Raw genomic sequence first — 23,316 nt, forward strand, 5'->3', positions numbered from 1 at the left:
GGCAGGCCGGCCATGTGGGAGGGACCTCGACATGCTCTTGGAAGCGCTCAGCGCCGCAATCCTCGGCCTCACCCTGGCATGGGCCGCCGCTCGTCGTCTGCCCCACCGCCTGCCCGCTCCCCTCCTGGTCCTGCCGACCGGGGCGGCCGGAGCCCTCTTCGGGGCGTTCGTCACGCACACCGCGCTGGACGCCGGAGGGCTCGTACTGGTGCTCCTGGGCTCGGTGACGTTCTCCGCGGCCTCGCTGTCGCTGCTGCTGCGCCCCGCGGGAAGACTCCGTCGCAGCTCGGCGACCGCCTGACCGGCAGCCACGGTACCGACCGCGGCCACACACCCGCAGGTCGCACCGCCGGCGACCGTACGGACGCGGATCGCGTCGACTGAGTTCCCGCCAATGGAGACCGCGTCGGCGAAGACCGGCACCGACGGAGATCAGGCGGCCAGCCCCAGTGCCGCCATCCGCTTGGTGTGCGCTTCGGTGATCCGGGAGAACATCCTGCCGACCTCGGCCAGGTCGAATCCGTCCGCGACCCCGCCCACGAGCATCGTCGACAGCGCGTCCCGGTCGGCAACCACCCGCTGGGACTGCGAGAGCGCCTCCCCCATCAGCCGCCGCGCCCACAGCGCGAGCCGCCCGCCCACGCGGGGATCGGCGTCGATCGCCGCACGCACCTTCTCCACGGCGAAACCGGCGTGCCCGGTGTCGTCGAGCACGGCGAGGACCAGCTCGCGGGTGTCCGTGTCGAGGCGGGCGGCGACCTCGCGGTAGAAGTCGCTGGCGATGGAGTCGCCGACGTAGGCCTTGACGAGCCCCTCCAGCCAGTCGGAGGGGTCGGTCTGCTTGTGGAAGGCGTCGTAGGCGGCGACGAACGGCTCCATGGCCCCCGTCGGCTCCTCGCCGATCTCGGCCAGCCGGTCGCGCAGCCGCTCGAAGTGGTGGAACTCCGCGGACGCCATCTTCGCCAGCTCCGCCTTGTCCGCCAGCGTGGGCGCCAGCTTGGCGTCCTCCGCGAGCCGCTCGAACGCCGCCAGCTCGCCGTACGCGAGCGCGCCGAGCAGGTCCACGACCGCGGCGCGGTACTGCGGGTCGGCCGCGGCCGTCGCCCAGTCCCGGGCGGCGACCGTGGTGGCGCCATCGGTTCCGGCGGTCTCGGTGGTTCCGGAGGGGGCGGCTGCGGCGGTGCCAGGCTTGTCAGAGCTCGTCATGCAGCGCACAATAGCCCGCTATTCGGCGGCGGTAAGGCCCTGGTCAGTCAGTGTGACGACGGCTACGTGAGCAAATCGGCCATCGCGTGTGCGCGAATCCGGGGTATGGTGGTAAGGCGCCTGCGGAGTATGTGACGTACGGGTACGTCACATCGTCGTCGGGCCGCACGCATGAGGATGCCCGGTCGGTGGCCCGATCGGCTCCGACCCGACAGCCCTCCCTGCCGTACGCCACGCCGCGTACGCATCCGGAGGGGGACCCTCAGTGGTACGAGCGCTGGAGCGTCGACAGAGGTCCCGTGTCCTACGGCTCACCCGTAAGGCAGCCGACGTCCCCGACACGGTCCGGCACGACCCGCGCGCTCGCCTCGCACCACGTACACAGAAGAGGCAGCACCCTGACTACGACGTTCCGATCCCTCGGGATCCTCCCCGAGACCGCCGAAGCCCTCGAAGCCGTCGGCATCATCGCTCCCTTCCCCATCCAGGAGATGACGCTCCCCGTGGCCCTGTCGGGCACGGACGTCATCGGCCAGGCCAAGACCGGCACCGGCAAGACGCTGGGCTTCGGTCTACCGCTCCTCGAGCGCGTGACCGTGCCCGCCGACGTCGAGGCGGGCCGCGCAGCGCCCGAGGCCCTGACCGACGCCCCGCAGGCCCTCGTCGTCGTCCCGACGCGCGAGCTTTGCCAGCAGGTCACCAACGACCTCCTGACGGCCGGCAAGGTCCGCAACGTGCGCGTCACGGCGATCTACGGCGGCCGTGCCTACGAGCCGCAGGTGGAGGCCCTGAAAAAGGGCGTCGACGTGATCGTGGGCACCCCGGGCCGTCTGCTGGACCTGGCGGGCCAGAAGAAGCTGAGCCTCAAGCACGTCAAGTGCCTGGTCCTCGACGAGGCCGACGAGATGCTCGACCTGGGCTTTCTGCCCGACGTCGAGAAGATCATCAACATGCTTCCGGTCAAGCGCCAGACCATGCTGTTCTCGGCCACCATGCCGGGCGCGGTCATCGGACTGGCCCGCCGTTACATGTCGCAGCCCACGCACATCTCCGCCACGTCGCCGGACGACGCGGGCGCGACGGTCGCGAACACGAAGCAGTTCATCTACCGCGCGCACAACATGGACAAGCCCGAGATGGTGGCGCGCATACTGCAGGCCGACGGCCGGGGACTGGTCATGGTCTTCTGCCGCACCAAGCGCACGGCGGCCGACCTGGCCGACCAGCTCAAGCAGCGCGGCTTCGCCTCCGGCGCGGTTCACGGCGACCTCGGCCAGGGCGCCCGCGAGCAGGCCCTGCGCGCCTTCCGCAACGGCAAGGTGGACGTGCTCGTCTGCACCGACGTCGCGGCCCGCGGCATCGACGTCGAAGGCGTGACGCACGTCATCAACTACCAGTCGCCCGAAGAGGAGAAGACGTACCTGCACCGCATCGGCCGTACCGGCCGCGCGGGCGCCAAGGGTACGGCGATCACACTGGTCGACTGGGACGACATCCCCCGCTGGAACCTGATCAACAAGGCGCTGGACCTGGGCTTCAGCGACCCGCCGGAGACGTACTCCACCTCCCCGCACCTGTACAGCGACCTCGGCATCCCCGGGGGCACCAAGGGCGTGCTGCCGCGTGCGGAGCGCACCCGCGCCGGGCTCGACGCGGAGGTGCTCGAGGACCTGGGCGAGCCGGGCGGCCGCGGTGGCCGCGCGCGCGGCGACCGGGGTGGTCGGGGTGGCCGCGACGACTCGCGTTCCGGCGAGCGCGACCACGACCGTTCGTCCCGTACGGAGCCGCGTCGCCGCCGTCGGTTGCGCGGCGGTGCGCCGGTGGACGCGGAGACCTCCACCTCCACCACCGCGGCCGAGGCCGTGACCGGCGGCGCGGACGGCGCCGCCGACGCGAGCACCGACGCGGCCCAGGGCTCCCGCACGCTGCGCCGTCGACGCCGTACGCGCAACGGTGAGGCGTCGCGCCGTCCGGAGACGGCCACGACGGCCGGCGCCCCCGCGGCGCAGGCCGCCGAGGACACCGCGCTCGCTGCTTCCGAGGCCCCGGTCACCGGTCCCGCGGAGGCCACGGAGGTCGTGGAGGCCCCGGCGAAGTCGCGTCGCCGACGCACCCGCAAGCCGGCGGAGGAGGCCCCGGCCGCCCCGCTGGAGGCCGCTCCTGCCGCGACACCGGCGGCCACCGCCACAGCGGCGGTCGTGGAGGCCCCGGCGGTCGTGGAGGCCGCGGCGGCCGAGGCGCCCGCCGAGAAGCCGCGTCGCCGCACTCGCAGGACCACGGCCGCCGAGGTGACGGTCGACACGGCGGAGGGGGCGCCCGAGCCCGCGTCCGAGCCGATGGAGACGGAACCGAAGCGCCGTACGCGCAAGGCGGCCACCGCCAGGGCAGAGGCCGCCGCCGGCACCGCCGAGGCCGCGGAGGCCAAACCCCGCCGCCGCACCCGCAAGACCGCCGAGACCGCCGAGGTCACCGAGACCGCGGCCGACGTCCCGGCGCAGACGGCGCAGGTGCCGGAAGCGGCCGAGGCCAAGCCCCGCCGTACCCGCAAGACGGCCACCGCCAAGGCAGAGGCCGCCGCCGACACCGCCGAGGGCACGGAGGCTGAGGCCGAAGCCAAACCCCGCCGCCGCACCCGCAAGGCCACCGAGACGGCCGTGCAGGCTCCGGAAACCGAGTCCAAGCCCCGCCGCACCCGGAGGACGGCCACCGCGAAGGCGGAAGCCGTACCGGACGCGGTGGAGGCGGAGGCGAAGCCGAAGGCACGCCGCACCAGGAAGGCCGCCGAGGCGACCGCCGAGATTCCGGCTCAGGCCTCGCAGGAGCCGGAAGCGGCCGCACCGCGGCGTCGGGCGCGTAAGGCCGCGGCCGCCGTCGAGGCGCCCGCCGAGGCCGCCGACACGGCGGAGGCGAAGCCGAAGGCGCGTCGCGCCCGCAAGACGGCCGTGGCCGCGCAGCCCGCGGAGTCCGGCGAAAGCTGACCCGCGCCGCTCAGCCAACGACCGCCGGCCCGGCCCCCCGACCCACGCGGGGCCGGGCCGACGGCGTCGTGACACCCGGAGTACGGCGACAGCGGCCGTACACCGGCGAGCCGACCGGCCGTCCCGCCCTCCCCGGCCCACCCCGCACAGCCCAGCCGCCCCAGCCTCGTCCCGTCCCTCCCGATAGCCTCTGCCCGTGAGCAGGAACGCCGCCTTCGGCCCACCCCCGGACGCACGTGCGTATCGGCTGCGTACCGCGCGTGGTGAGTTCGCCGTCGTCGACTCACCCGTGGCCGGCGGGGCGGAGCCGAAGGGCGTGGTGATGATGCTGCCCGGGTTCACGGGGAGCAAGGAGGACTTCACGCTGCTGCACCAGCCCCTCGCGGCGCGCGGGTACCGCACGGTCGCGGTGGACGGACGGGGGCAGTACGAGTCGGACGGGCCCGAGCACGACGAAGCCGGGTACGCCCGGACCGAGCTGGCCCGGGACGTGCTCGCGCAGGTCGCGGCCCTCGGGACGCGTGTGCATCTCGTCGGGCACTCCCTGGGCGGCCAGATCGCGCGGGCCGCCGTCCTGCTCGACCACGCGCCGTTCCTGTCCCTCACGCTGATCTCCTCGGGTCCGGCGCGCATCTCGGAGTCGCAGCGGCAGCGCGTGAAGCTCCTGCGGGACGCGCTCGGCACGATGACGATGGCGGAGGTCTGGAAGGTGATGCAGGCCATGGGACCGCCCGAGGAGGCCGGCGCCCCGGCTCCCGCCCACGGCCCGGAGGACCCGGAACGGCTGCGCGACCGCTGGCTGGGCACCAGGCCCGCTCAACTGCTCGCCACCGGACGGCAGTTGTGCACGGAGCCGGACCGCGTCGCCGAGCTCGCCGCCGTACGGCTGCCGTACCACGTGCTGTCGGGCGCCTACGACGACACCTGGCCCGTACCCCTCCTGGACGAGATGGCCGTACGGCTGGAAGCGCGCCGGACGGTCGTCTCCGGCGCCGAGCACTCCCCCAACACCGACCAGCCTCTGCCGACCGCCCGCGCCCTCGCCGACTTCTGGGACGACCTCCCCGGACAGAACACCTAGTACTGGGCCCGCAAGTGCTCCCAGAAGCCGTCCCGCAGCGCCCGCCGCAGATCGGCCTGGCCGCGCAGCGAGTACTGGAGCAGCCCCTCCGCCTCCACCAGCAGATCCTGGTCGACCGAGCCGGGGAGGTAGGGGTGGCCGGGGAGCAGTTCCACCAGTGCCGCGCGCCCCCGCGCCGCCAGCCACTTCGCCGCGATCTGCGCGCCCACGAAGCGGACGTCCTCACGGGCCGGACGGGTGACACCCGTCGCCTCGAAGGCATGGGCCGTGCGCCGGGAGACGTACGGCTTGAAGAAGTCGAGGTCGAAGGTGCGCTGGCTGTCGACCTCCCAGAGCAGCGGCTCGGCCTGGTTGCGGCCTTCGGGGGCCTCGATGCCCCACAGGTGGACGCGGGCGCCGTACCCCTGGGCGGCCTCGACCGCGGAGACCAGGTCCTCGTCCCCGCCGAGCAGGGCCGCGTCGCTGATGGCGCGGTGCCGGGCGAGGGACTCCAGGTCGGAGCGGATGAGGGAGTCGACGCCCTTCTGCTGGTTGTTGGCGTTGAGATTGCCCAGCCGCACCTTGACGTCCGGCAGCTCGGCGATGGACTGCTGCTCGGCGGTGTGGATGCGGCGGCGGGCGCCGTCGTACCAGTACACGCGCAGCAGACGGCTGTCCGCGAAGATGGTGCGCGCCTTGTCGATGAGCGCCTCGATGAGTCCCCCGGCGTCCAGGTCGAAGGCCCGGCGGTCCTCGGTCCCGGCCACCAGCCGCCCCGCCGCCGCGTACAGGTAACCGGCGTCGACGAAGATCGCGTGGGTCGAGGGTGTCTTCGCCACCTCGGCGAGCATGCGCTGGAGCAGCTCGTTCGTGCGATCGATGCGAGCGTTCAGGGAGGCGAGGTCGTCGTTCATCACCTCCATTCTTCCGGCGGTCACGCTGCGAACACAACCGGTCCCGGTCAGTCTTGTAACAGACACCTATCCACTCGTAACAAGCGACTTACCTGTCAGTAATTAGTCGAGCGAAAAATTTCCTTAGCGTAGGGAATGTTTGCAGAGGGCACCCCGTTGACCATGACGGAAGCCCGGGCACCGACGACCCAGGAGCCACACCAGTAGTTCTCCGCAGGAGGATGACCAGATCAAGGGAGAGGCCATGCGCTTCGAAGTCATGCGACTCGACGATGTCGACGGGACCCCCGTGGACACGACTGTCGTGGACGCAGCCTCCGTGAACGGCATCGTTCAGCAGGCCGCCGCCATCGGGCAGCGCCTGTGGATCCGCCCCGCCGACACCTCGGCCTTGTAGGGCGGACTCTTCACACACGCTCAGGGCCCCCGCACGGACTACCGTGCGGGGGCCCTGTTCTCGTGCTCACGCGCCCTGGATCACCTGCGTGACGCCGTTGATGATCTGCTGCACGGCGATCGCGGAGAGCATCATGCCGGCGAGGCGGGTCACCAGGACCACACCTCCGTCCTTGATGATCCGGATGATCAGCAGCGAGTACCGCATCACCAGCCAGAGCACCACGTGGATGGCGAGGATCGCCGCCCACACCGAGATCTGCGTGGTCACGCTGCCCGCCTTCTGCACGGCAAGGATGACCGACACGATCGCCCCGGGCCCGGCGAGCAGCGGCATGCCCAGCGGTACGAGTGCGACGTTGACGTCCTTGGTCTGTTGCGGCTCGTCGGTCTTGCCGGTGAGCAGGTCGAGCGCGATCAGCAGGAGCAGCAGCCCACCCGCGATCATCAGGGCGGGCACGGACACGTGCAGGTAGTCCAGGATCTGGTGCCCGAGCAGACCGAACACCGTGATCACGCCACCGGCGACGCAGACGGCCTGGAGGGCCATCCGCTTCTGCACCTTGGCGGGGCGGCCCGAGGTCAGCGCGAGGAAGATCGGAGTGATCCCGGGGGGATCCATGATGACGAAAAGGGTCAGGAACAGGGAGCCGAAGACGGCGACGTCGAACATGGGTGAGCTACTGGCCTTGCGGGAGAGTGGAAGGTGGACGCGCGGGAGGTGAGGTTCAGGCCCCGCCGGCCCCCGGCACGGGGAACGCCCCGAACGCCCGTCGCGTGATTTCCCCGTACACCTCGGGGTCCGTCGTGTACTCGCCGAGCACGCAGGTCTTGCGGCTGCCGTGGTAGTCGCTGGAGCCGGTCACCAGGAGCCCCAGCTCCTTCGCCGTCCCGCGCAGCCGCACCCGGGTGTCCGCGTCGTGGTCCATGTGGTCGACCTCGATGCCGTCGAGCCCGGCGGCGGCCAGGTCCGCGATCGCGGCATCGGGCACCGTACGGCCCCGCTTGGCGGCGGCCGGGTGCGCGAACACGGCGACCCCGCCCGCGCCCTTGATCAGCCGGACCGCCTCGAAGGGGTCGGTCTCGTGCTTCGCCACGAAGGCCCGGCCGCCGTCGGCCAGCCAGTCCTGTGTGAAGGCGTCGCTCACGGTCGGCACGACACCGAGTTCCACGAGTGCGGAGGCCACGTGCGGCCGGCCGACCGATCCGTCCCCCGCGATCCCGGCGACCTGCTCCCAGGTGACGGGCACGCCCAGCTCGTTGAGCCGGGCGACCATGCCCCGGGCCCGCGGCACGCGGTCGTCCCGGACCAGTTCGCGCTCGGCGAGCAGGGCGGGCTCCTCGGGGTCGAAGAGATAGGCCAGCATGTGCATGCTGACGCCGTCGAGACGGCAGGAGAGTTCGGCGCCGGTGACGAGGGTCAGCCCCTCGGGCAGTGCGGCGACGGCCTCGGCGTGCCCGCGGGTGGTGTCGTGGTCGGTCAGCGCGACGACGTCAAGACCGGCCGCGGCCGCCTTGCGCACCAGCTGGGCCGGGGTGTCCGTGCCGTCGGACGCGGTGGAGTGGGTGTGCAGATCGATGCGCACGACGCTGACTCCAAGCGGTGACGGGACGGAAGGGGACGCTCAAGGGTAACCGGAACCCGACCCCCGCCGTCACACCCGCAGCGACCCTGCGCCCCCTACGCGTCCCGCCGACTACGGCGCCGACGGATCGATCAGCCGAGGCGACAGCGCCCCGCACGGCACCAGGTCCACCTCGGCCCCCGCGTCCCGCAGGTCGGTCAGCACCAGTTCCTCGTACATCAGCAGCCCCGACCGCTCCGGCCACACCACGGCCCACAGCCACATCCCGAGGGCCTCCCCGGCGAAGACTGCGCGGTCGACCGGGCCGCCGGAGACGTGCCAGAGAGGGGTCGGACGGCCCGCGGCCAGGACCTTGGCCTGGGGCGGCTTCTCGACGTCCAGGTACGGCCCGGGGTCCGGGCCGTCGAGGCCCGCGTACCGCGCGCCGAGGCCGACACCGAGCTCCTCGGCCACCAGGATCAGCTCACCGATGCCGCCGAGCGGGCCGGGTCCGGAACAGGCGACGGCGGTGGCCCTGCCGCCGCTGCGGTCGTCGCCCGCGCAGGCCACGCCGGTGAACAGCCAGCCGACCGGCAGCGGCCAGGGCATCCACACCGGCACCTGGGTGCGGTGCACCACCACGCCGAGCGCCTCCACGCTGGGCGGGAGTACGGGCTGCAGCGGGTGCACGGTGCCGTGCAGGTCGCACTGCCAGGAATCGGCGAAGAGGCCGGGAGCCCTGACCCGGCCACCACACTTCGGGCAACTGGGTTCGCCCCTCATAGAGCCCCACGGTCCTACCCTCGCTCCCCCACGTCAAGGACGATCACCCATCCGGGCGGAAGGGCGCCGACCGGACGATGACCGGACGATGACCGGCGAATCCGGTGCATGTTGCATTAATTAGCGAAGCTAACTTACTATGTGCATACACCAACCATTCGTGGACCATCTCGTCGGCATTGGAGAGCAGGCATGGACCCCTTCGACGCGGGTGCGGGCGGTATCCTGCGGCAGCCCAAGGCCGTGTGGGCGACCGCGGGCGCGTCCGTCGTGGCCTTCATGGGCATCGGGCTCGTCGACCCGATCCTTCCGTCCATCGCCAAGGGCCTGGACGCCGACGCCGGCCAGGTCTCCCTCCTGTTCACCTCGTACTTCCTCATCACCGCCCTGGCGATGCTGATCACCGGCTTCGTCTCCAGCCGCATCGGCGGCCGCAGGACCCTGCTCCTCGGCCTGGCCTTCGTCGTGGTCTTCGCGGGCCTCGCCGGCACCTCCGACACCGTCGGCCAGCTCGTCGGCTACCGGGCCGGCTGGGGCCTGGGCAACGCTCTGTTCGTCTCGACGGCCCTCGCGGTCATCGTCGGCGCGGCCGCCGGTGGCAGCTCCGCCGCGATCCTGCTCTACGAGTCCGCCCTCGGCCTCGGCATGGCCTGCGGCCCGCTACTGGGCGCGCTGCTCGGCGACGCCAGCTGGCGCTACCCGTTCTTCGGCACGGCCTTCCTGATGGCGATCGGCTTCCTGTGCATCACGGCGTTCCTGAGGGAGCAGCCGACACCGGCCCGCAAGACATCGCTGCTCGACCCGGTCAGGGCACTGGGCCACGGTGGCCTCGCCTCCGCCGCGGTCTCGGCGTTCTTCTACAACTACACGTTCTTCACGGTGCTGGCCTTCACGCCGTTCGTGCTGAACATGAGCCCGTACTGGTCCGGCGCCGTGTTCTTCGCCTGGGGCGTGCTGCTCGCCGTCTTCTCGGTCCTGGTCGCGCCACGCATGCAGAAGCGCTTCGGCTCGCTGAAGGTGCTCGGCGGCTCGCTGGTGCTGCTCGCGGCCGACGTCCTGGTCCTCGGCTACGGCAACCACTCCGCGGCGATCGTCTGCACGGTCCTGTCCGGCGCCTTCATCGGCGTGAACAACACCGTCTACACCGAGCTGGCCCTCGGGGTCTCGGACGCGCCGCGTCCGGTGGCGAGCGCGGGCTACAACTTCGTGCGCTGGTTCGCCGCGGCGGCCGCTCCCTACTTCGCGCCGAGGATCGAGGAGTGGACCGACGTCCACGTCCCGTTCGTGGTGGCCGCGGTGAGCGCCGTGCTCGGCGCGGTCGTGGTCGTCGTGCGGCGCCGCGCGCTCACCCACGAAGCCGAGGAACTGGAGCCGCGGCACGCGGCCGAGGACTCGGTCACGGTCTTCGCCGACTGACGGGGCGGGACGGGCGTTTTTCTCCGGCTGAACGGGACGGGACTAGCGTGTTTCGACGACTGACGAGACAGGGCGCGTGTTTCGCCGACTGACGAGACAGGACGGGTGCGTTGCGTCACTCCAGCGGGACGGACCTGCGGGACGGATCGCGCAGGTCCGTCCCGTGGGTCAGCCAGCGCTCCTGGAGCGCCGGCGCACCGTGCACGCGCTTCCAGGCGGCCTCGTTCGGTGTCATCGGCAGCAGCGGCAGGAACCGCACGGCCTCCAGCGGGGCGTCCAGCTCCAGGTCCTCGACCAGGCCGCCCGGCTCGGCCACCAGCACCGAGGTGAACGGGGCCCCGGGCCACAGCGCCTCGCCCACGTCGAGAGAGGCGCCCGGCGCCACGATCACGCCCTCGACCTGCGGGGAAGCGGCCAGTACGGCGAGGGGACGCAGCACCCTGCCGGTGTCGGCCACCCCGGCCCGCACGGAGAGCACCAGCTCGGCACGAGGGCCCTTGACCGGGTCGGCGAGCGCGGCCGTGGGGTCCGCCATGGGCTGCGCCGACATGCCGAGGGTGGCGTAGCGGACGACGTCGCCCTCCTGACCGCCGGCGGGGAAACGCAGCACCTCGATGCGGTCGGTGCCGAGGAAGGTGACCGCCGCGCGGGCGTCCGGCTCGCCCAGCGCGCTGCGCAACCGGGCCTCGACCAGAGGAAGAACATCAGCCATGCGGCGAGCATAGAACTCGCCAGTACGCGGCAAAGCGGCGCCTTGACACGTCGGGCGACTGGTACTCTGACCCAGCGGTTCGGGGCAGCACGCAGCGCGTCGCGATCAAGCCCCCGACGCTGTGAACACTCCCCTACGGGGAACCCCTCCAAACAAGGGGAATGGATCGTCCCTCACGAGGGACCGGCCGGAGGAGGTGGGCGGCATGGACCGAAGTCGACCGTGCAGTACCACCCGCTCTTCCGGCCGCTGACGCAGCGGTTCCCGGGTCTTCCCGCTGCCGCTTTTCGTCCGCGCGCTTTACACGGAAGAGCACTTCGTCTCGTACTGCCTGATCTTTTGCCTGATCCGATCCATCGACGCGGCCTGCGTCGATCCGTATCAGCAGCTGAATCAGCAGCGAAGTCGGCCACCGCGACGGTGCGGTGCCCCCCGCTTTGTGGACGCGCCGAGCACGTGTGGTCAGGACGTCCTCATTCCGGGCGGTTCCACCCGTCACCGGCCTCGTTCGCTGCCCGTCGCGAAGGAGCCTGCCATGTCGATGATCCGTGACCTGCGCGCCGCGGTCCGCCCGTCCCGCGTCTCTCTGCGCAAGGACAGCGGCGCCTACGACACCACCCGCGACCCGGCGACGGCCTCCGCCGTCGTCGACTGCGCCGTCTACCGCGACGGCACCCGCGTCGAGACCGGGACACCGCTGACCCCGCACACGGCGATGCGCCAGGTGCGCCGCGACGGCGGCTTCGTGTGGATCGGTCTGCACGAGCCCACCGAGGACGAATTCGCCGGCATCGCCCGGGAGTTCGGGCTGCACCCGCTGGCCGTGGAGGACGCGGTCCAGGCCCACCAGCGGCCCAAGCTGGAGCGCTACGACGACTCGCTGTTCACGGTCTTCAAGACCGTCCACTACGTCGACCACGACCAGCTCACCGCCAACAGCGAGGTCGTCGAGACCGGCGAGGTCATGTGCTTCACCGGGCGGGACTTCTTCATCACCGTCCGGCACGGCGGGCAGGGCTCCCTGCGCGCGTTGCGGCACCGGCTCCAGGAGGACCCCGAGCTGCTCCTCAAGGGCCCCTCGGCGGTGCTGCACACCATCGCCGACCACGTCGTCGACGGCTACATCGCGGTCGCCGACGCGGTGCAGGACGACATCGACGAGGTCGAGACGGAGGTGTTCTCGCCGGGCCGCAAGGGCACCCCGCGCGGCACGGACGCCGGCCGGATCTACCAACTCAAGCGCGAGGTGCTGGAGTTCAAGCGGGCGGTGGCGCCGCTGCTGCGCCCCATGCAGCTGCTCAGCGAGCGGCCGATGCGGCTGATCGACCCGGAGATCCAGAAGTACTTCCGGGACGTCGCCGACCACGTGGCGCGGGTGCAGGAGCAGGTCATCGGCTTCGACGAACTGCTGAACTCCATCCTCCAGGCCAACCTCGCCCAGGCGTCGGTCGCCCAGAACGAGGACATGCGCAAGATCACCTCATGGGCGGCGATCATCGCCGTGCCGACGATGATGTGCGGCGTGTACGGCATGAACTTCGACTACATGCCGGAGACGCACTGGAGGTTCGGCTACCCGCTGGTCCTGTCGGTGACGGTCGTGATCTGTCTGGGCATCCACCGCACGCTCAAGCGCAACGGCTGGCTCTGAGGCCGCCCACGGGCTCCTGGATAGGCTGACCGCATGACAAGTGAGCTGCTCGACCAGGCCCTCGTCGAGGAGGCCACGAAGAAGTCCGGCCTCATCTGGGTCAGGGGCGCCGGGGTGCCCGCCCGGGCGCTGTGGCACGTCTGGCACGAGGGCGCGGCCTGCGTCGTCGGCGACGGGCCCGGCGAGCAGCCGCTGCCGGGGCTGGCCGACGGTGCGGTGGCCGAGGTGACGGTGCGCAGCAAGGACAAGGGCGGCCGGCTGGTCTCCTGGGCGGCCCGCGTCCTCGAACTGCCGCCCGACTCCGAGGCGTGGCGGGCCGCGGTCGGCGGCCTCAAGGGCAAGCGCCTGAACGCTCCGGACGGCGAGGCCATGACCGGCCGCTGGGCCCGCGAATGCCGGGTACTGCGCCTGGAGCCGACCGGGAGCACGGCGCCGCTGCCCGACGGCTCCCTGGCCGAGCCACCGCTGCCGAGTCCGGCGACGACCCGCAAGCCGGCCCCGGAGGGCCTGCCGCGCCTGCTGCTGAAGCGCCGCGGACGCCGCTAGCGGGCGCTCGGTACGCCTCAGGACGTCGGCAGCTGCTTGCCGTAGTCCAGGGTGTCGTCCGTGGCCGGCTGCTCCAGGGCGAAGTCCTTGTTCCAGTCCGAGAAGCTGAGCGTGCCCGCGCTGCCGGCCCGCACCAGCCGCAGCGGGTACGGCCTGCCCTCCAGCGAGACGTCGAGCGAGCCGCCCGCGCCGTCGTCGCCGGTGATCCGGATGGTGCGCACGCCCGCCTGCTCGTGCCGGCCGTCCGTCTTCACCGGGCCCTGCAGGGTCAGCAGACCGCCGAGGAGGACGTCCTTGTCCGTGAACCCGCTGAACTTCTTGTACACGGGGTCGCTCTCCGGCACCTTCACGTACTTGCCGGCCAGCTTGTCGGCCGCCTTGGCGTCGCCGTCGTCGTGGCTCCAGAACGCGGCATCGGCCTTGAGGAAGAGCTGGTCGCCGACGCGCAGCAGTCCGAACGTCGTCCCCTCGGCGGCGACCGACCCGGTCCCTCCGTCGTCCTTGAGCCGCATGTCGAGGGTGTACGTGTTCCCGCCGGCGTCCACCGTGCCGTGCAGGCGGACCGTGTCGGCGGCCTCGGCGGCCGTACCGGCCTTCGCGTGGATCTCGTCGGCCGGAAGTCTCCCGAGGCCGTTGGTGCCCGCGTCGGGGTCCTCGCTGCTGCATCCCGTAAGCCCGGCCCCCGTCACCGCCAGGGCGCACACCGCGCCCAGCCATGCGGCCCTGCGGATTCGGCGCCGGGGAGTCACAGACACAGGTGGGACTACCTTTCTGACCATGCTGGCAGGACCGACCGGCGCCGGCGGGGACCGGCCCCCGGGTCCGAGCGGGCGTACCGCAGCGTACCGGGGCGGTGGACGGCGAACGGAGCCAGTCCGTCCGGACCGGCCACCAGGGCGAGGCCGATCGGGACGGGCTAGCCTGAAGCCCGTCCGAGCGGGCAATTCGGAAAAGAGACACCGTACGAATCAGCTCTCACGCGTCTCTCGCGCGATCTGAGGCACGCCCACGACGTTCGAGAAAAGGAGCCGCGGCCATGGCAGCGGGCGCCCCCCGGATCTTCGTCTCCCACCTCTCCGGCATCGCCGTCTTCGACCCGGCCGGTGACCAGGTGGGGCGCGTACGCGATCTGGTCGTCATGCTCCGCGTCGGCCGCAAGCCCCCGCGCGTGCTCGGGCTGGTCGTCGAACTCACCACCCGCCGCCGCATCTTCCTGCCCATGACCCGGGTCACCGGCATCGAGTCCGGCCAGGTCATCACCACCGGCGTGCTCAACGTCCGGCGTTTTGAGCAGCGGCCCACCGAGCGCCTCGTCTTCGGCGAGCTGCTCGACCGGCGGGTGACGCTCACCGAGACCGGTGAGGAGGTGACCGTGCTGGACCTGTCGGTGCAGCAGCTGCCCGCGCGCCGGGACTGGGAGATCGACAAGGTCTTCGTCCGCAAGGGCAGGAAGGGCAGCGCCTTCCGGCGGGCCAAGGGCGAGACGCTGACCGTCGAGTGGTCCGGCGTCACCGGCTTCTCCGTGGAGGAGCAGGGGCAGGGCGCCGAGAACCTCCTGGCCACCTTCGAGCAGTTGCGCCCCGCCGACCTCGCCAACGTCCTGCACCACCTGTCCGCCAAGCGCCGGGCCGAGGTCGCCGCCGCCCTCGACGACGACCGCCTGGCCGACGTGCTGGAGGAGCTCCCGGAGGACGACCAGATCGAGATCCTCGGCAAGCTCAAGGAGGAGCGCGCCGCGGACGTGCTGGAGGCGATGGACCCCGACGACGCGGCCGACCTGCTCGGCGAGCTGCCCGAGGAGGACAAGGAACGGCTGCTGAGCCTGATGCAGCCCGACGACGCGGCCGACATGCGGCGCCTGATGGCGTACGAGGAGCACACGGCCGGCGGTCTGATGACGACCGAGCCGATCGTGCTGCGGCCCGACGCGACCGTCGCCGACGCCCTGGCCCGTATCCGCAACCCCGACCTGTCCCCGGCGCACGCCGCCCAGATCTACGTCTGCCGCCCGCCCGAGGAGACACCGACGGGCAAGTACCTGGGCACGGTGCACTTCCAGCGGCTGCTGCGCGACCCCCCGTACACGCTGGTCGGCTCGATCATCGACGATGATCTGCAACCCCTGGATCCGGACGCCGCGCTGCCCGTGGTCGCCGGGTTCTTCGCCGCGTACGACATGGTCGCGGCGCCCGTCGTCGACGATTCCGGCGCGCTGCTGGGCGCGGTCACCGTGGACGACGTACTGGACCACATGCTGCCCGACGACTGGCGGGAGACCGAGTACCACCTGGAGGAGACGGCGGGGGAGGTGCGCGCCGATGGTGCCTGAGCGCGAGAGTGCGCCCCGTGAGCGGGCCGCGTCGGGAGCCACCGCGGCCTCCCGCACCCGGGCGCGCCTGGACCAGCCCCGTCCGCCGCGCCGCAGGCTGCTGCCCGAGTACGACCCGGAGTCCTTCGGCAGGCTGTCGGAGCGCGTCGCGCGCTTCCTGGGCACCGGGCGGTTCATCGTCTGGATGACGGTCGTCATCATCCTGTGGGTGGTGTGGAACGTGTCGGCGCCGAGCGGTCTGCGCTTCGACGAGTACCCGTTCATCTTCCTGACGCTGATGCTGTCGCTCCAGGCCTCCTACGCCGCCCCGCTGATCCTGCTCGCGCAGAACCGGCAGGACGACCGGGACCGGGTCAACCTGGAGCAGGACCGCAAGCAGAACGAGCGGTCGATCGCCGACACCGAGTACCTGACCCGGGAGATCGCGGCCCTGCGCATCGGCCTGGGCGAGGTCGCGACGCGGGACTGGATCCGCTCCGAGCTGCAGGACGTGCTCAGGGACCTGGAGGAGCGGCGAAACGGCCACCATCCCGACCGTGGGGCATTCCCGGCGGATCGGTCGCCGGGGCGTGACGTACGCGACCGTTGACGGGGCTTTCCGTGCCCGGCGGGCGGCGCCGTACCATCGACCCCATGGCTACGGAAGACGCGGTGCTTGAAGCACTGGCGACGGTGAACGACCCCGAGATCAACCGGCCCATCACCGAGCTGGGGATGGTCAAGTCGGTGAAGGTCGGCGCGGACGGAGCGGTCGCGGTCGCCGTGTACCTGACGGTGTCCGGCTGCCCCATGCGGGACACCATCACGCAGCGCGTGACGGACGCGGTGGCGCGGGTCGAGGGTGTCACGCGCGTCGACGTCGAGCTGGACGTGATGAGCGACGAGCAGCGCAAGGAGCTGGCCACCGCCCTGCGCGGCGGACAGACCGAGCGCGAGGTGCCCTTCGCCAAGCCGGGCAGCCTGACCCGGGTGTACGCGGTGGCGTCCGGCAAGGGCGGCGTCGGCAAGTCGTCGGTGACGGTGAACCTGGCGGCCTCGATGGCGGCGGACGGCCTGAAGGTCGGTGTCGTCGACGCCGACATCTACGGCCACTCGGTGCCGCGCATGCTGGGCGCCGAAGGACGTCCCACCCAGGTCGAGAACATGATCATGCCGCCTTCGGCCAACGGGGTGAAGGTCATCTCGATCGGCATGTTCACCCCCGGCAACGCGCCGGTCGTCTGGCGCGGCCCGATGCTGCACCGCGCGCTCCAGCAGTTCCTGGCGGACGTGTACTGGGGCGACCTGGACGTTCTGCTCCTGGACCTGCCGCCCGGCACCGGCGACATCGCGATCTCCGTCGCGCAGCTCGTGCCGAACGCCGAGATCCTGGTCGTGACGACCCCGCAGCAGGCCGCCGCCGAGGTGGCGGAGCGGGCCGGCGCCATCGCCGTGCAGACCCACCAGAAGATCGTGGGCGTGGTCGAGAACATGTCCGGCCTGCCCTGCCCGCACTGCGGCGAGATGGTCGACGTCTTCGGCACCGGCGGCGGTCAGTCGGTCGCCGACGGTCTGACCCGCACCACGGGAGCGTCGGTCCCGGTCCTCGGCTCCATCCCGATCGACGTCCGGCTGCGCGAGGGCGGCGACGACGGCAAGCCCGTGGTCCTGTCCGACCCGGACTCCCCGGCGGGCGCGGCCCTGCGCTCGATCGCGGGCAAGCTCGGCGGACGGCAGCGGGGCCTTTCGGGGCTGTCGCTGGGGATCACGCCGAGGAACAAGTTCTGACCGACGCGTCCTGACACCTCGTACGGGACCGGGGGCGCTGTCCGGGAGGACGGCGCCCCTTCGTCGTATCCGCGTCGGTTTCGCCGTACCCCGTCAGGCGTACGCGGCGATGTCCTTGACGACGGCGAAGGCCAGCCCGTAGGCGCTCATGCCCCGGCCGTACGCACCGAGGTGGACGCCCTGCCCGGTCGAGCCCGCGAGCACCCAGCCGAACTCGGACTCCCGGTAGTGGAAGGGCGTCGGCACGCCGTCCACGGGGAGGGACAGCGTCGACCAGTCCGCTCCGTCGAGATCGTCCGCGAGGACCCACGCGGTCTCCGTCTGCTGCTCCAGCCAGTCGTCGCGCAGCGAGTGGTCCATCTGGCCGGGCCAGGTGAAGGACAGCAGCCCCACACCGGCCAGCCAGGCCGCCGAGGAGACCGAGGTGGCCTCCAGCAGGCCCGTGCCGTCGGCACTGCGCCGGTCGGGGTTGGCCGCGACGGTCACGACGACCGCGAACTTCTCCTTGGCGTCCTGCTCGTCGCCCGCCACGTGCTCGTTGCGCACCGACGGTTCGTCGCCGTGCCCGATCGAACCGTGCTCCACGGCCCCGTCGGCCGCCGTACCGACCTGCATCAGCCAGCGCCGCCCCGTGAAAGCCTCGTCGAGGCCGTACCACGGGAAGGGCGCACGCAGGTAGCCGTCGACCGTACGCCGGCCGGAGGGTGTCTCCGCTCCGCCCTCCGCGGCCGGCGTCTGCGCGACTGCCCGACTCGTCGTCTCCATGTGCCCGGACGCCTCCTCGCTCTCGTCGGACCGGAACGGCCCGCCCCCCTTCGGGCGCACTCGTCCGATCCGCACAACAACTCGGGCAGCATAGCCACCCCGTGGGCGGCAGCCGGGGAATCGCCCGGCGCGTGGGCCGCGCGGACGTCACCTCGGGGGCCTGCGCGCCCCGTCCGGAGTATGAGACACGTCACGTTCGCGGCCCGCGGGCCGGACTCGGAGAGCGGGGATCAGGTGGCGTCCGCGTCGAAGGGCGGACGGCCGTCGCCGGGCTTCTCCGACGTCTCGGGCTTCTTCGACATGTCGATCCGGCCACTGCCGCCGGACGACGAGGAGGGAGCCGGGGACGAAGCGGACGAGGACCCGGAGGACGAGGGGTCGGCGTCGCGCCCGTGGACCGCGTCGGTGACCTCGGCCATCTCCTTCTTCAGGTCGAAGCCGTTGCGGAGCTCCTTGATACCCAGCTCGTCGTTGTCCATCTGCTTGCGGAGGAACGTCTTGGGGTTGAGGTCCTCGAACTCGAAGTCCTTGAACTCGGGGCCCAGCTCCTGGCGGATGTCCTGCTTGGCGCTGTCCGAGAACTCCCGGATCTTCCGGATGGTGCGCGTCACGTCCTGGATGACCTTGGGGAGCTTGTCCGGACCGAAGACGAGCACGGCGAGGACGACGAGCGTCACCAGCTCTAGTGCGCCTATGTCATTGAACACCTGAAGCTCCTTGGGATGCCGGGCCGCCACCACGGTACCCGCCGAGCCCGTCCGACCGGTACCGTCCCGTGAGCCCCGGGTGCGTGTGGGTGAGCGCTTTCCGAATTGTTTGCCTTCCTGTCCCCTTGTGGGGACCTGGGTGACGGTCAGTCGCCACCGGCGGAGCCGAGCACGAGCGAGACCTTCGTCTCCTCGCCGTCGCGCTCCAGGGTCAGCTCCAGACGGTCGCCGGGGCGGTGGGCTCGGGTCTTGACGATGAGTTCCTCGCCGGAGTGCACGCGCTGTCCGTCGACTGCGGTGATCACGTCCCCCGGCTCGATACCGGCCTCGGCGCCGGGACCGCCCCCGGTGACCGCGGGTCCGCCGCCACTGCCCTTGGCACCCACCCGGGCGCCGTCACCGGCGTAGTTCATGTCGAGGGTGATGCCGATGACCGGGTGGGTGGCCCTGCCGGTGTTGATCAGTTCCTCGGCGACGCGCTTGCCCTGGTTGATGGGGATGGCGAAGCCCAGCCCTATCGAACCGGCCTGGCCGCCGTCCGTCTCGGCGCCGCCGCTGTCGGCGGAGCGGATGGCGGAGTTGATGCCGATGGCCCGGCCCCGGGCGTCCAGGAGGGGGCCGCCGGAGTTGCCGGGGTTGATGGGGGCGTCGGTCTGGAGGGCGTCGACGTAGGAGACGTCGCTGCCGTCGCCCTCCCCGCCGCCCGCGGTGATGGGCCGTTCCTTGGCGCTGATGATGCCGGAGGTGACCGTGCCGGCCAGGTCGAAGGGCGCACCGATGGCGACGACGGGGTCGCCGACCCGCACGCTGTCGGAGTTGCCGAGCGGCATGGGGGTGAGGCCGCTGACGCCCTTGACCTTCACCACGGCGAGGTCGTATCCGCTGTCCCCGCCGACGACCGTGGCCTCGGCGGTGTCGCCGCTGTTGAAGGTCACGGTTATCTCGCCGCCGCTGCCGGCGGGCTCCACGACGTGATGGTTCGTCAGGATGTGGCCGCGGCCGTCGAGTACGAACCCGGTGCCGGTACCCGCCGCCTCGCTGCCGCTGACGTGCAGGGTGACCACGCTGGGCAGGGCACGCGCGGCGATGCCGGCGACGGAGTCCGGGGCCCGCTCGACCGCCTCGGGTCCGGCCTGCGGCAGCTCGACCGTCCCGACGCCGCCGTTCCGTTCCAGGTACGTGCCCATGGCGCCGCCGATGCCGCCGGAGACCAGGGCGATGAGCAGCGCGCCGCCGACCAGCGTCTTCGTCGCCCGTCCGCGTCGCTGCCGAGGCGTCCGGACGGCCGCGTCGTGGCGCTGGAGGGACGCGGCGGCGGAGGCGGCCCAGGGGTCGTAGCGCCCCCAGGGATCGGGGGCGGGTTCGGCGCCGGGAGCCGGGTCCGCCGGCTCCGCCCACGGGTCGGACGCTCCCGCCTGCGACGGGCCGGAGGCCGGGACGCCGGGCGAGGAGGCCGACGCGGAGCCGGGTGCCGAGGCGGGCGCGGCGCTGGCGTGAACCCCGGTGTCGTACGCCGGTGGCGCCGCCGGATGCCGCGCCTGCCCCGTCTGCGGTACCGGGGCCGGGGCGTCGGCGAGGGACGGGTCGGACGCAGCACCCGGAGGCGGAGCCACGGACGACGCGCTCGCGGGCGGGACCGGTGCGTGGGCGGCCGGAGCCTGCGGAACCGGTGCGTGCGGGGCCGACGCGTGGACCGGTGCGTGCGGGGCCGGTACTTCCGCAGCCGGCACGCAGGAGGCGGGAGCCGACGGAACCGGTACCTGCGCCGCCGACACGGGCGGGACCGGTGCGTGGGCGGCCGGAGCCTGCGGAACCGGTGCGTGCGGGGGTGCCGTCACCGTGCCGTGCGCCGGTGTGGCCGCCGGGTGCTGGACCGGCGGAGCGGGGGCCCAGGGGCCCGGCTCACCGTACGGCGGGGTGCTGTACGGGTCGGGTTCGTGCAGCGGCTTGGGACGCTCGGCGGTGGCTTCGGCAGTCGGCGTGCCGTGGGCGGCCGGGGAGGAGCCGATGCCCAGGCGCGGTTGCGCACCCGCGTCCACGGACGGGGCGGCGCCTGGACCCGCCTGCCGATGTGACCCGGCGTCCACGGACTGAGCGTCCTCCTGTCGCTGCCCGCCCGCGTCCACGGACTGAGCGTCGCCCTGTCGCTGCCCGCCCGCCTCCTCGGACTGAGCGTCGCCCTGTCGCTGCCCGCCCGCCTCCTCGGCCGGATGGACGTCGGTGTCGGCCTGTGGAGGCGGAGCGGCGTCCGTGGGGGTGGCCGCGTCGGTGTGGGGCAGGTCCAGCTCGTAGTCGCCCTCGCCGGACACGCGGGCCGCCGACGGGCGTGCCAGCTCGAAGTCGTCCCCGTCGGTCTCCCGGCCGAGGGTGCCGGCGCCTGCGGTGTGCACCGGGCGGGGGCCTTCCAGTTCGAAGTCGCCGCCGCGCGGGTCGTCGGACGAGCGGGGACGACTCCACCACTTCGTCTTCGTGGGCTTCCCCTCGTTCATGTTCTCCCCCGCGCTGGCCGCAGATCGTCGGCTCCAAGGGCTCTGGCGCCACCCCGGATTCAATCAGGTTCCCGGGCCCGCGCGCAGACCCCGTCAGCGAGCGGGGCGGAAGGAGGCGGCCGGGGAGGCCGCCGGATAGGGGGACGGAGCGGGGGCGGGGGCGGCGAGCAGGCCGGGCGGCCTGACCTCGGGGGCCGTCGACCAGGAGCTCAGGGAGAGCGGCGGGACGGCTTCCAGCGGGCGTATCAGCGGGGACATGGCGGCGGCGCCCGCCGTCACCGGCGCGGTCAGCGCACGTACGGCCTGCTGACGCGCATCACCCCCGGAGGGGGCCGGCACCCCGGGCAGCAGCGGTGCGGAGGCCGTGGTGGAGGCGACGGGGAGGTCGCCCGGCGCCCGCTGGCCCTGCCCGAGCAGCGGACCGCCCGCGCGGCGGCGCTGGCTCTCGGGGGCGGTCGCTCCCGAGCCCTGGGTACGCATCGGCGTCACATTGCTGCCGCTGCCCGAGCCGCGTGCCTCGGTGGTGGTGTCCGGCGTGCCGAGGGTGACGCCGCCCAGCGCGATCGCGGCCAGCGACACCGCCCCGGCGGCGGCGAAGGCGAAGCGCAGGCCGCGCGAGCCCGGGCGGTCGGACTCCTGCCGGCTCACGTCGTGGATCCGGAAGCCCCGCCCCGGCGAGGAAGGAGGCAGCACCGAGGCGTGCGACCGGGCGGGAACGTAGTCGAACTCGAACCGCTCGCCCCGCTTCGTGCCGAAGACGCCGGAGCCCGGGGAGACCCCGAACCCTCGTGACAACCCGAGCGGTGAGCCGCCACCGTCCGTGTCACCGCCCCCGGGGAGCCCTTGGAGGCGGGCCAGGAAGCTTTCCGAGGGGGCAGGCGGGGCCGCTTCCGCGAAGACGTTCTTCAACCGGCGCTGCGCGTCGACCTCCGCCTTGCACTTCGGGCAGGTGGCCACGTGCGCCAGCACGCGCTCACGCGCGTCATGACCGAGCTCTCCGTCCACCAGGGCGGAAAGTCGGTCTCCCAGATGCTGCTCTGCGAGGTGTCCCTCGGACTGAGGCCGTGACCCACTCACGCGCTCGTGCCCCCTCCTCCCAGTGCGGGAACACCGGCCGCGAACGAGCGACGCTCGCCCCGCGCCTTGGGGGAACGGTGCGCGAGCGCCTTCCGCAGCTGGGAACGGCCGCGGTGGATACGGGAACGCACCGTGCCGAGCTTGACGCCGAGGGTCGCGGCGATCTCCTCGTACGACAGCCCCTCGATGTCGCACAGGACGACCGCGGCACGGAACTCGGGCGCGAGGGTGTCCAGCGCCTGCTGGACGTCCGCGTCGAAGTGGGCGTCGTGGAAGAGCTGCTGCGGGGTGGGTTCCTTGCTGGGCAGCCGCTCGGCCGCGTCGTCGCCGAGCGCGTCGAACCGGATGCGCTGCTTGCGGCGGACCATGTCGAGGAAGAGGTTGGTGGTGATGCGGTGCAGCCAGCCCTCGAAGGTGCCCGGCGTGTAGGTCGACAGGGAGCGGAAGACGCGGACGAAGACCTCCTGGGTCAGGTCCTCGGCGTCGTGCTGGTTGCCCGTGAGGCGGTAGGCGAGACGGTAGACCCGGCCGCTGTGGGTGCTGACGATCTCCTCCCAGGTGGGCGGAGTCCACCCCTGCCCGTCCGCGTCGACGGCGAAGGTCGCGGTCTGGGCGGGTCCCGTGGGGGGACCGTCGGCGTGGCGGTGGTCAGCAGCGGTGTCGTTCACGGATTTCGGCCTGCCTGCCGATCCGAGGAAGCGCCTCAGCACTCCGCCCCGATCCGCGGGCGCGGCCGCACCTCCCCTGTCGGCTCTGGTGGTGTCCAGTGGAGCCCCTACCATAGCCACCTCGCCCGTTAGCTCCGGATAAGCGGTTTTACGAGAATTTGATCTGGGTCGGCACGGCTCGTGCGGCCGCGGCGCCACCTGCCCGACGCCCTGCTTCATCCGCCGCCCCCGTCCCGGCCCCGGCCGCTCGGTCGTCTCTTTGCTGTCCCCTTTTAACGGCTGGTCCC

22 protein-coding genes are annotated in these 23,316 nt (G+C 72.3%); 10 read left to right on the forward strand and 12 right to left on the reverse strand.

Annotation, left to right across the window (positions count from 1 at the left end; translation table 11 throughout):
• The first annotated feature begins 31 nt into the window (after positions 1 to 31).
• A complete protein-coding gene (locus ACGFYH_RS25600) occupies positions 32 to 301 on the forward strand; it encodes a hypothetical protein (protein ID WP_393805509.1) in 270 nt (89 codons plus the stop codon).
• Positions 302 to 432: 131 nt separating this feature from the next.
• Here ACGFYH_RS25600 and ACGFYH_RS25605 read toward each other — a convergent pair whose 3' ends face one another.
• A complete protein-coding gene (locus ACGFYH_RS25605) occupies positions 433 to 1,206 on the reverse strand; it encodes a ferritin-like domain-containing protein (protein ID WP_393805510.1) in 774 nt (257 codons plus the stop codon).
• A gap of 491 nt (positions 1,207 to 1,697) precedes the next feature.
• Here ACGFYH_RS25605 and ACGFYH_RS25610 point away from each other — a divergent pair, with 491 nt between their 5' ends.
• Together ACGFYH_RS25610 and ACGFYH_RS25615 are read left to right on the forward strand one after the other, a co-directional pair.
• On the forward strand, positions 1,698 to 4,184 hold the full coding sequence (locus ACGFYH_RS25610) for a DEAD/DEAH box helicase (protein ID WP_393805511.1): 2,487 nt from the start codon (positions 1,698 to 1,700) through the stop codon (positions 4,182 to 4,184).
• Between the two features lie 196 nt (positions 4,185 to 4,380).
• Positions 4,381 to 5,265 (forward strand): alpha/beta fold hydrolase, encoded by an 885-nt coding sequence (locus tag ACGFYH_RS25615; RefSeq protein ID WP_393805512.1) that lies wholly within the window; start codon positions 4,381 to 4,383, stop codon positions 5,263 to 5,265.
• Here the strand turns inward: ACGFYH_RS25615 and ACGFYH_RS25620 are convergent.
• On the reverse strand, positions 5,262 to 6,167 hold the full coding sequence (locus ACGFYH_RS25620) for an NYN domain-containing protein (RefSeq protein WP_393805578.1): 906 nt from the start codon (positions 6,165 to 6,167) through the stop codon (positions 5,262 to 5,264). The genes ACGFYH_RS25615 and ACGFYH_RS25620 overlap by 4 nt on opposite strands.
• A 235-nt stretch (positions 6,168 to 6,402) precedes the next feature.
• On the opposite strand from ACGFYH_RS25620, the gene ACGFYH_RS25625 reads away from it, so the two are divergent.
• Entirely contained in the window at positions 6,403 to 6,555 is a 153-nt protein-coding gene (locus ACGFYH_RS25625; RefSeq protein ID WP_393805513.1) for a hypothetical protein, read from the forward strand.
• A gap of 66 nt (positions 6,556 to 6,621) precedes the next feature.
• Here the strand turns inward: ACGFYH_RS25625 and ACGFYH_RS25630 are convergent, their stop codons facing one another.
• The 3 genes from ACGFYH_RS25630 to ACGFYH_RS25640 form a co-directional block, all read right to left on the reverse strand.
• Positions 6,622 to 7,227 (reverse strand): MarC family protein, encoded by a 606-nt coding sequence (locus tag ACGFYH_RS25630; protein ID WP_393805514.1) that lies wholly within the window; start codon positions 7,225 to 7,227, stop codon positions 6,622 to 6,624.
• Between the two features lie 55 nt (positions 7,228 to 7,282).
• Complete coding sequence (locus ACGFYH_RS25635; protein ID WP_393805515.1) at positions 7,283 to 8,140, reverse strand: PHP domain-containing protein; 858 nt, start codon at positions 8,138 to 8,140, stop codon at positions 7,283 to 7,285.
• Positions 8,141 to 8,251: 111 nt separating this feature from the next.
• Positions 8,252 to 8,902 carry a DUF6758 family protein gene (locus ACGFYH_RS25640; RefSeq protein ID WP_393805516.1) on the reverse strand — a complete coding sequence of 217 codons (651 nt, stop codon included), beginning with the start codon at positions 8,900 to 8,902 and terminating at the stop codon, positions 8,252 to 8,254.
• 192 nt (positions 8,903 to 9,094) lie between these two features.
• On the opposite strand from ACGFYH_RS25640, the gene ACGFYH_RS25645 reads away from it, so the two are divergent.
• Complete coding sequence (locus ACGFYH_RS25645) at positions 9,095 to 10,318, forward strand: MFS transporter (protein WP_393805517.1); 1,224 nt, start codon at positions 9,095 to 9,097, stop codon at positions 10,316 to 10,318.
• A gap of 115 nt (positions 10,319 to 10,433) precedes the next feature.
• Here ACGFYH_RS25645 and ACGFYH_RS25650 read toward each other — a convergent pair whose 3' ends face one another.
• Positions 10,434 to 11,030: a suppressor of fused domain protein gene (locus ACGFYH_RS25650; protein WP_393805518.1), complete on the reverse strand. Its 597-nt coding sequence runs from the start codon at positions 11,028 to 11,030 to the stop codon at positions 10,434 to 10,436.
• Between the two features lie 535 nt (positions 11,031 to 11,565).
• On the opposite strand from ACGFYH_RS25650, the gene ACGFYH_RS25655 reads away from it, so the two are divergent.
• Positions 11,566 to 12,681, forward strand: a complete 1,116-nt coding sequence (locus tag ACGFYH_RS25655; RefSeq protein ID WP_393805519.1) for a magnesium and cobalt transport protein CorA — start codon at positions 11,566 to 11,568, stop codon at positions 12,679 to 12,681.
• A 33-nt stretch (positions 12,682 to 12,714) separates the two neighbouring features.
• Positions 12,715 to 13,227, forward strand: a complete 513-nt coding sequence (locus ACGFYH_RS25660) for a hypothetical protein (RefSeq protein ID WP_393805520.1) — start codon at positions 12,715 to 12,717, stop codon at positions 13,225 to 13,227.
• Positions 13,228 to 13,244: 17 nt separating this feature from the next.
• On the opposite strand, the gene ACGFYH_RS25665 is transcribed toward ACGFYH_RS25660, so the two are convergent.
• The gene (locus ACGFYH_RS25665; RefSeq protein ID WP_393805521.1) at positions 13,245 to 14,006 is read right to left on the reverse strand and encodes a hypothetical protein; all 762 of its coding nucleotides are present in this window, start codon (positions 14,004 to 14,006) and stop codon (positions 13,245 to 13,247) included.
• A gap of 257 nt (positions 14,007 to 14,263) precedes the next feature.
• Between ACGFYH_RS25665 and ACGFYH_RS25670 the strand changes: the two genes are divergently transcribed.
• From ACGFYH_RS25670 to ACGFYH_RS25680, 3 genes are read left to right on the forward strand one after another with little or no spacing between them, the layout of a single operon-like run.
• Complete coding sequence (locus ACGFYH_RS25670; protein ID WP_393805522.1) at positions 14,264 to 15,556, forward strand: magnesium transporter MgtE N-terminal domain-containing protein; 1,293 nt, start codon at positions 14,264 to 14,266, stop codon at positions 15,554 to 15,556.
• The gene (locus tag ACGFYH_RS25675) at positions 15,546 to 16,145 is read left to right on the forward strand and encodes a DUF1003 domain-containing protein (RefSeq protein ID WP_393805523.1); all 600 of its coding nucleotides are present in this window, start codon (positions 15,546 to 15,548) and stop codon (positions 16,143 to 16,145) included. The genes ACGFYH_RS25670 and ACGFYH_RS25675 overlap by 11 nt, the downstream gene beginning before the upstream one ends.
• A gap of 44 nt (positions 16,146 to 16,189) precedes the next feature.
• On the forward strand, positions 16,190 to 17,323 hold the full coding sequence (locus tag ACGFYH_RS25680; protein ID WP_393805524.1) for an Mrp/NBP35 family ATP-binding protein: 1,134 nt from the start codon (positions 16,190 to 16,192) through the stop codon (positions 17,321 to 17,323).
• 93 nt (positions 17,324 to 17,416) lie between these two features.
• Here ACGFYH_RS25680 and ACGFYH_RS25685 read toward each other — a convergent pair whose 3' ends face one another.
• From ACGFYH_RS25685 to sigE, 5 genes are all read right to left on the reverse strand, one after another.
• Positions 17,417 to 18,088: a hypothetical protein gene (locus ACGFYH_RS25685; protein WP_393805525.1), complete on the reverse strand. Its 672-nt coding sequence runs from the start codon at positions 18,086 to 18,088 to the stop codon at positions 17,417 to 17,419.
• A gap of 230 nt (positions 18,089 to 18,318) precedes the next feature.
• Complete coding sequence (locus tag ACGFYH_RS25690) at positions 18,319 to 18,795, reverse strand: sec-independent translocase (RefSeq protein WP_393805526.1); 477 nt, start codon at positions 18,793 to 18,795, stop codon at positions 18,319 to 18,321.
• A gap of 146 nt (positions 18,796 to 18,941) precedes the next feature.
• Positions 18,942 to 21,284, reverse strand: a complete 2,343-nt coding sequence (locus ACGFYH_RS25695; RefSeq protein WP_393805527.1) for a trypsin-like peptidase domain-containing protein — start codon at positions 21,282 to 21,284, stop codon at positions 18,942 to 18,944.
• A gap of 93 nt (positions 21,285 to 21,377) precedes the next feature.
• A complete protein-coding gene (locus tag ACGFYH_RS25700) occupies positions 21,378 to 22,361 on the reverse strand; it encodes an anti-sigma factor family protein (protein ID WP_393805528.1) in 984 nt (327 codons plus the stop codon).
• The gene (sigE, locus tag ACGFYH_RS25705; protein ID WP_393805529.1) at positions 22,358 to 23,029 is read right to left on the reverse strand and encodes an RNA polymerase sigma factor SigE; all 672 of its coding nucleotides are present in this window, start codon (positions 23,027 to 23,029) and stop codon (positions 22,358 to 22,360) included. The genes ACGFYH_RS25700 and sigE overlap by 4 nt, the downstream gene beginning before the upstream one ends.
• Positions 23,030 to 23,316 lie beyond the last annotated feature (287 nt).

The organism is Streptomyces sp. NPDC048392, assembly GCF_043200575.1.
Classification (GTDB): Bacteria; Actinomycetota; Actinomycetes; order Streptomycetales; family Streptomycetaceae; genus Streptomyces.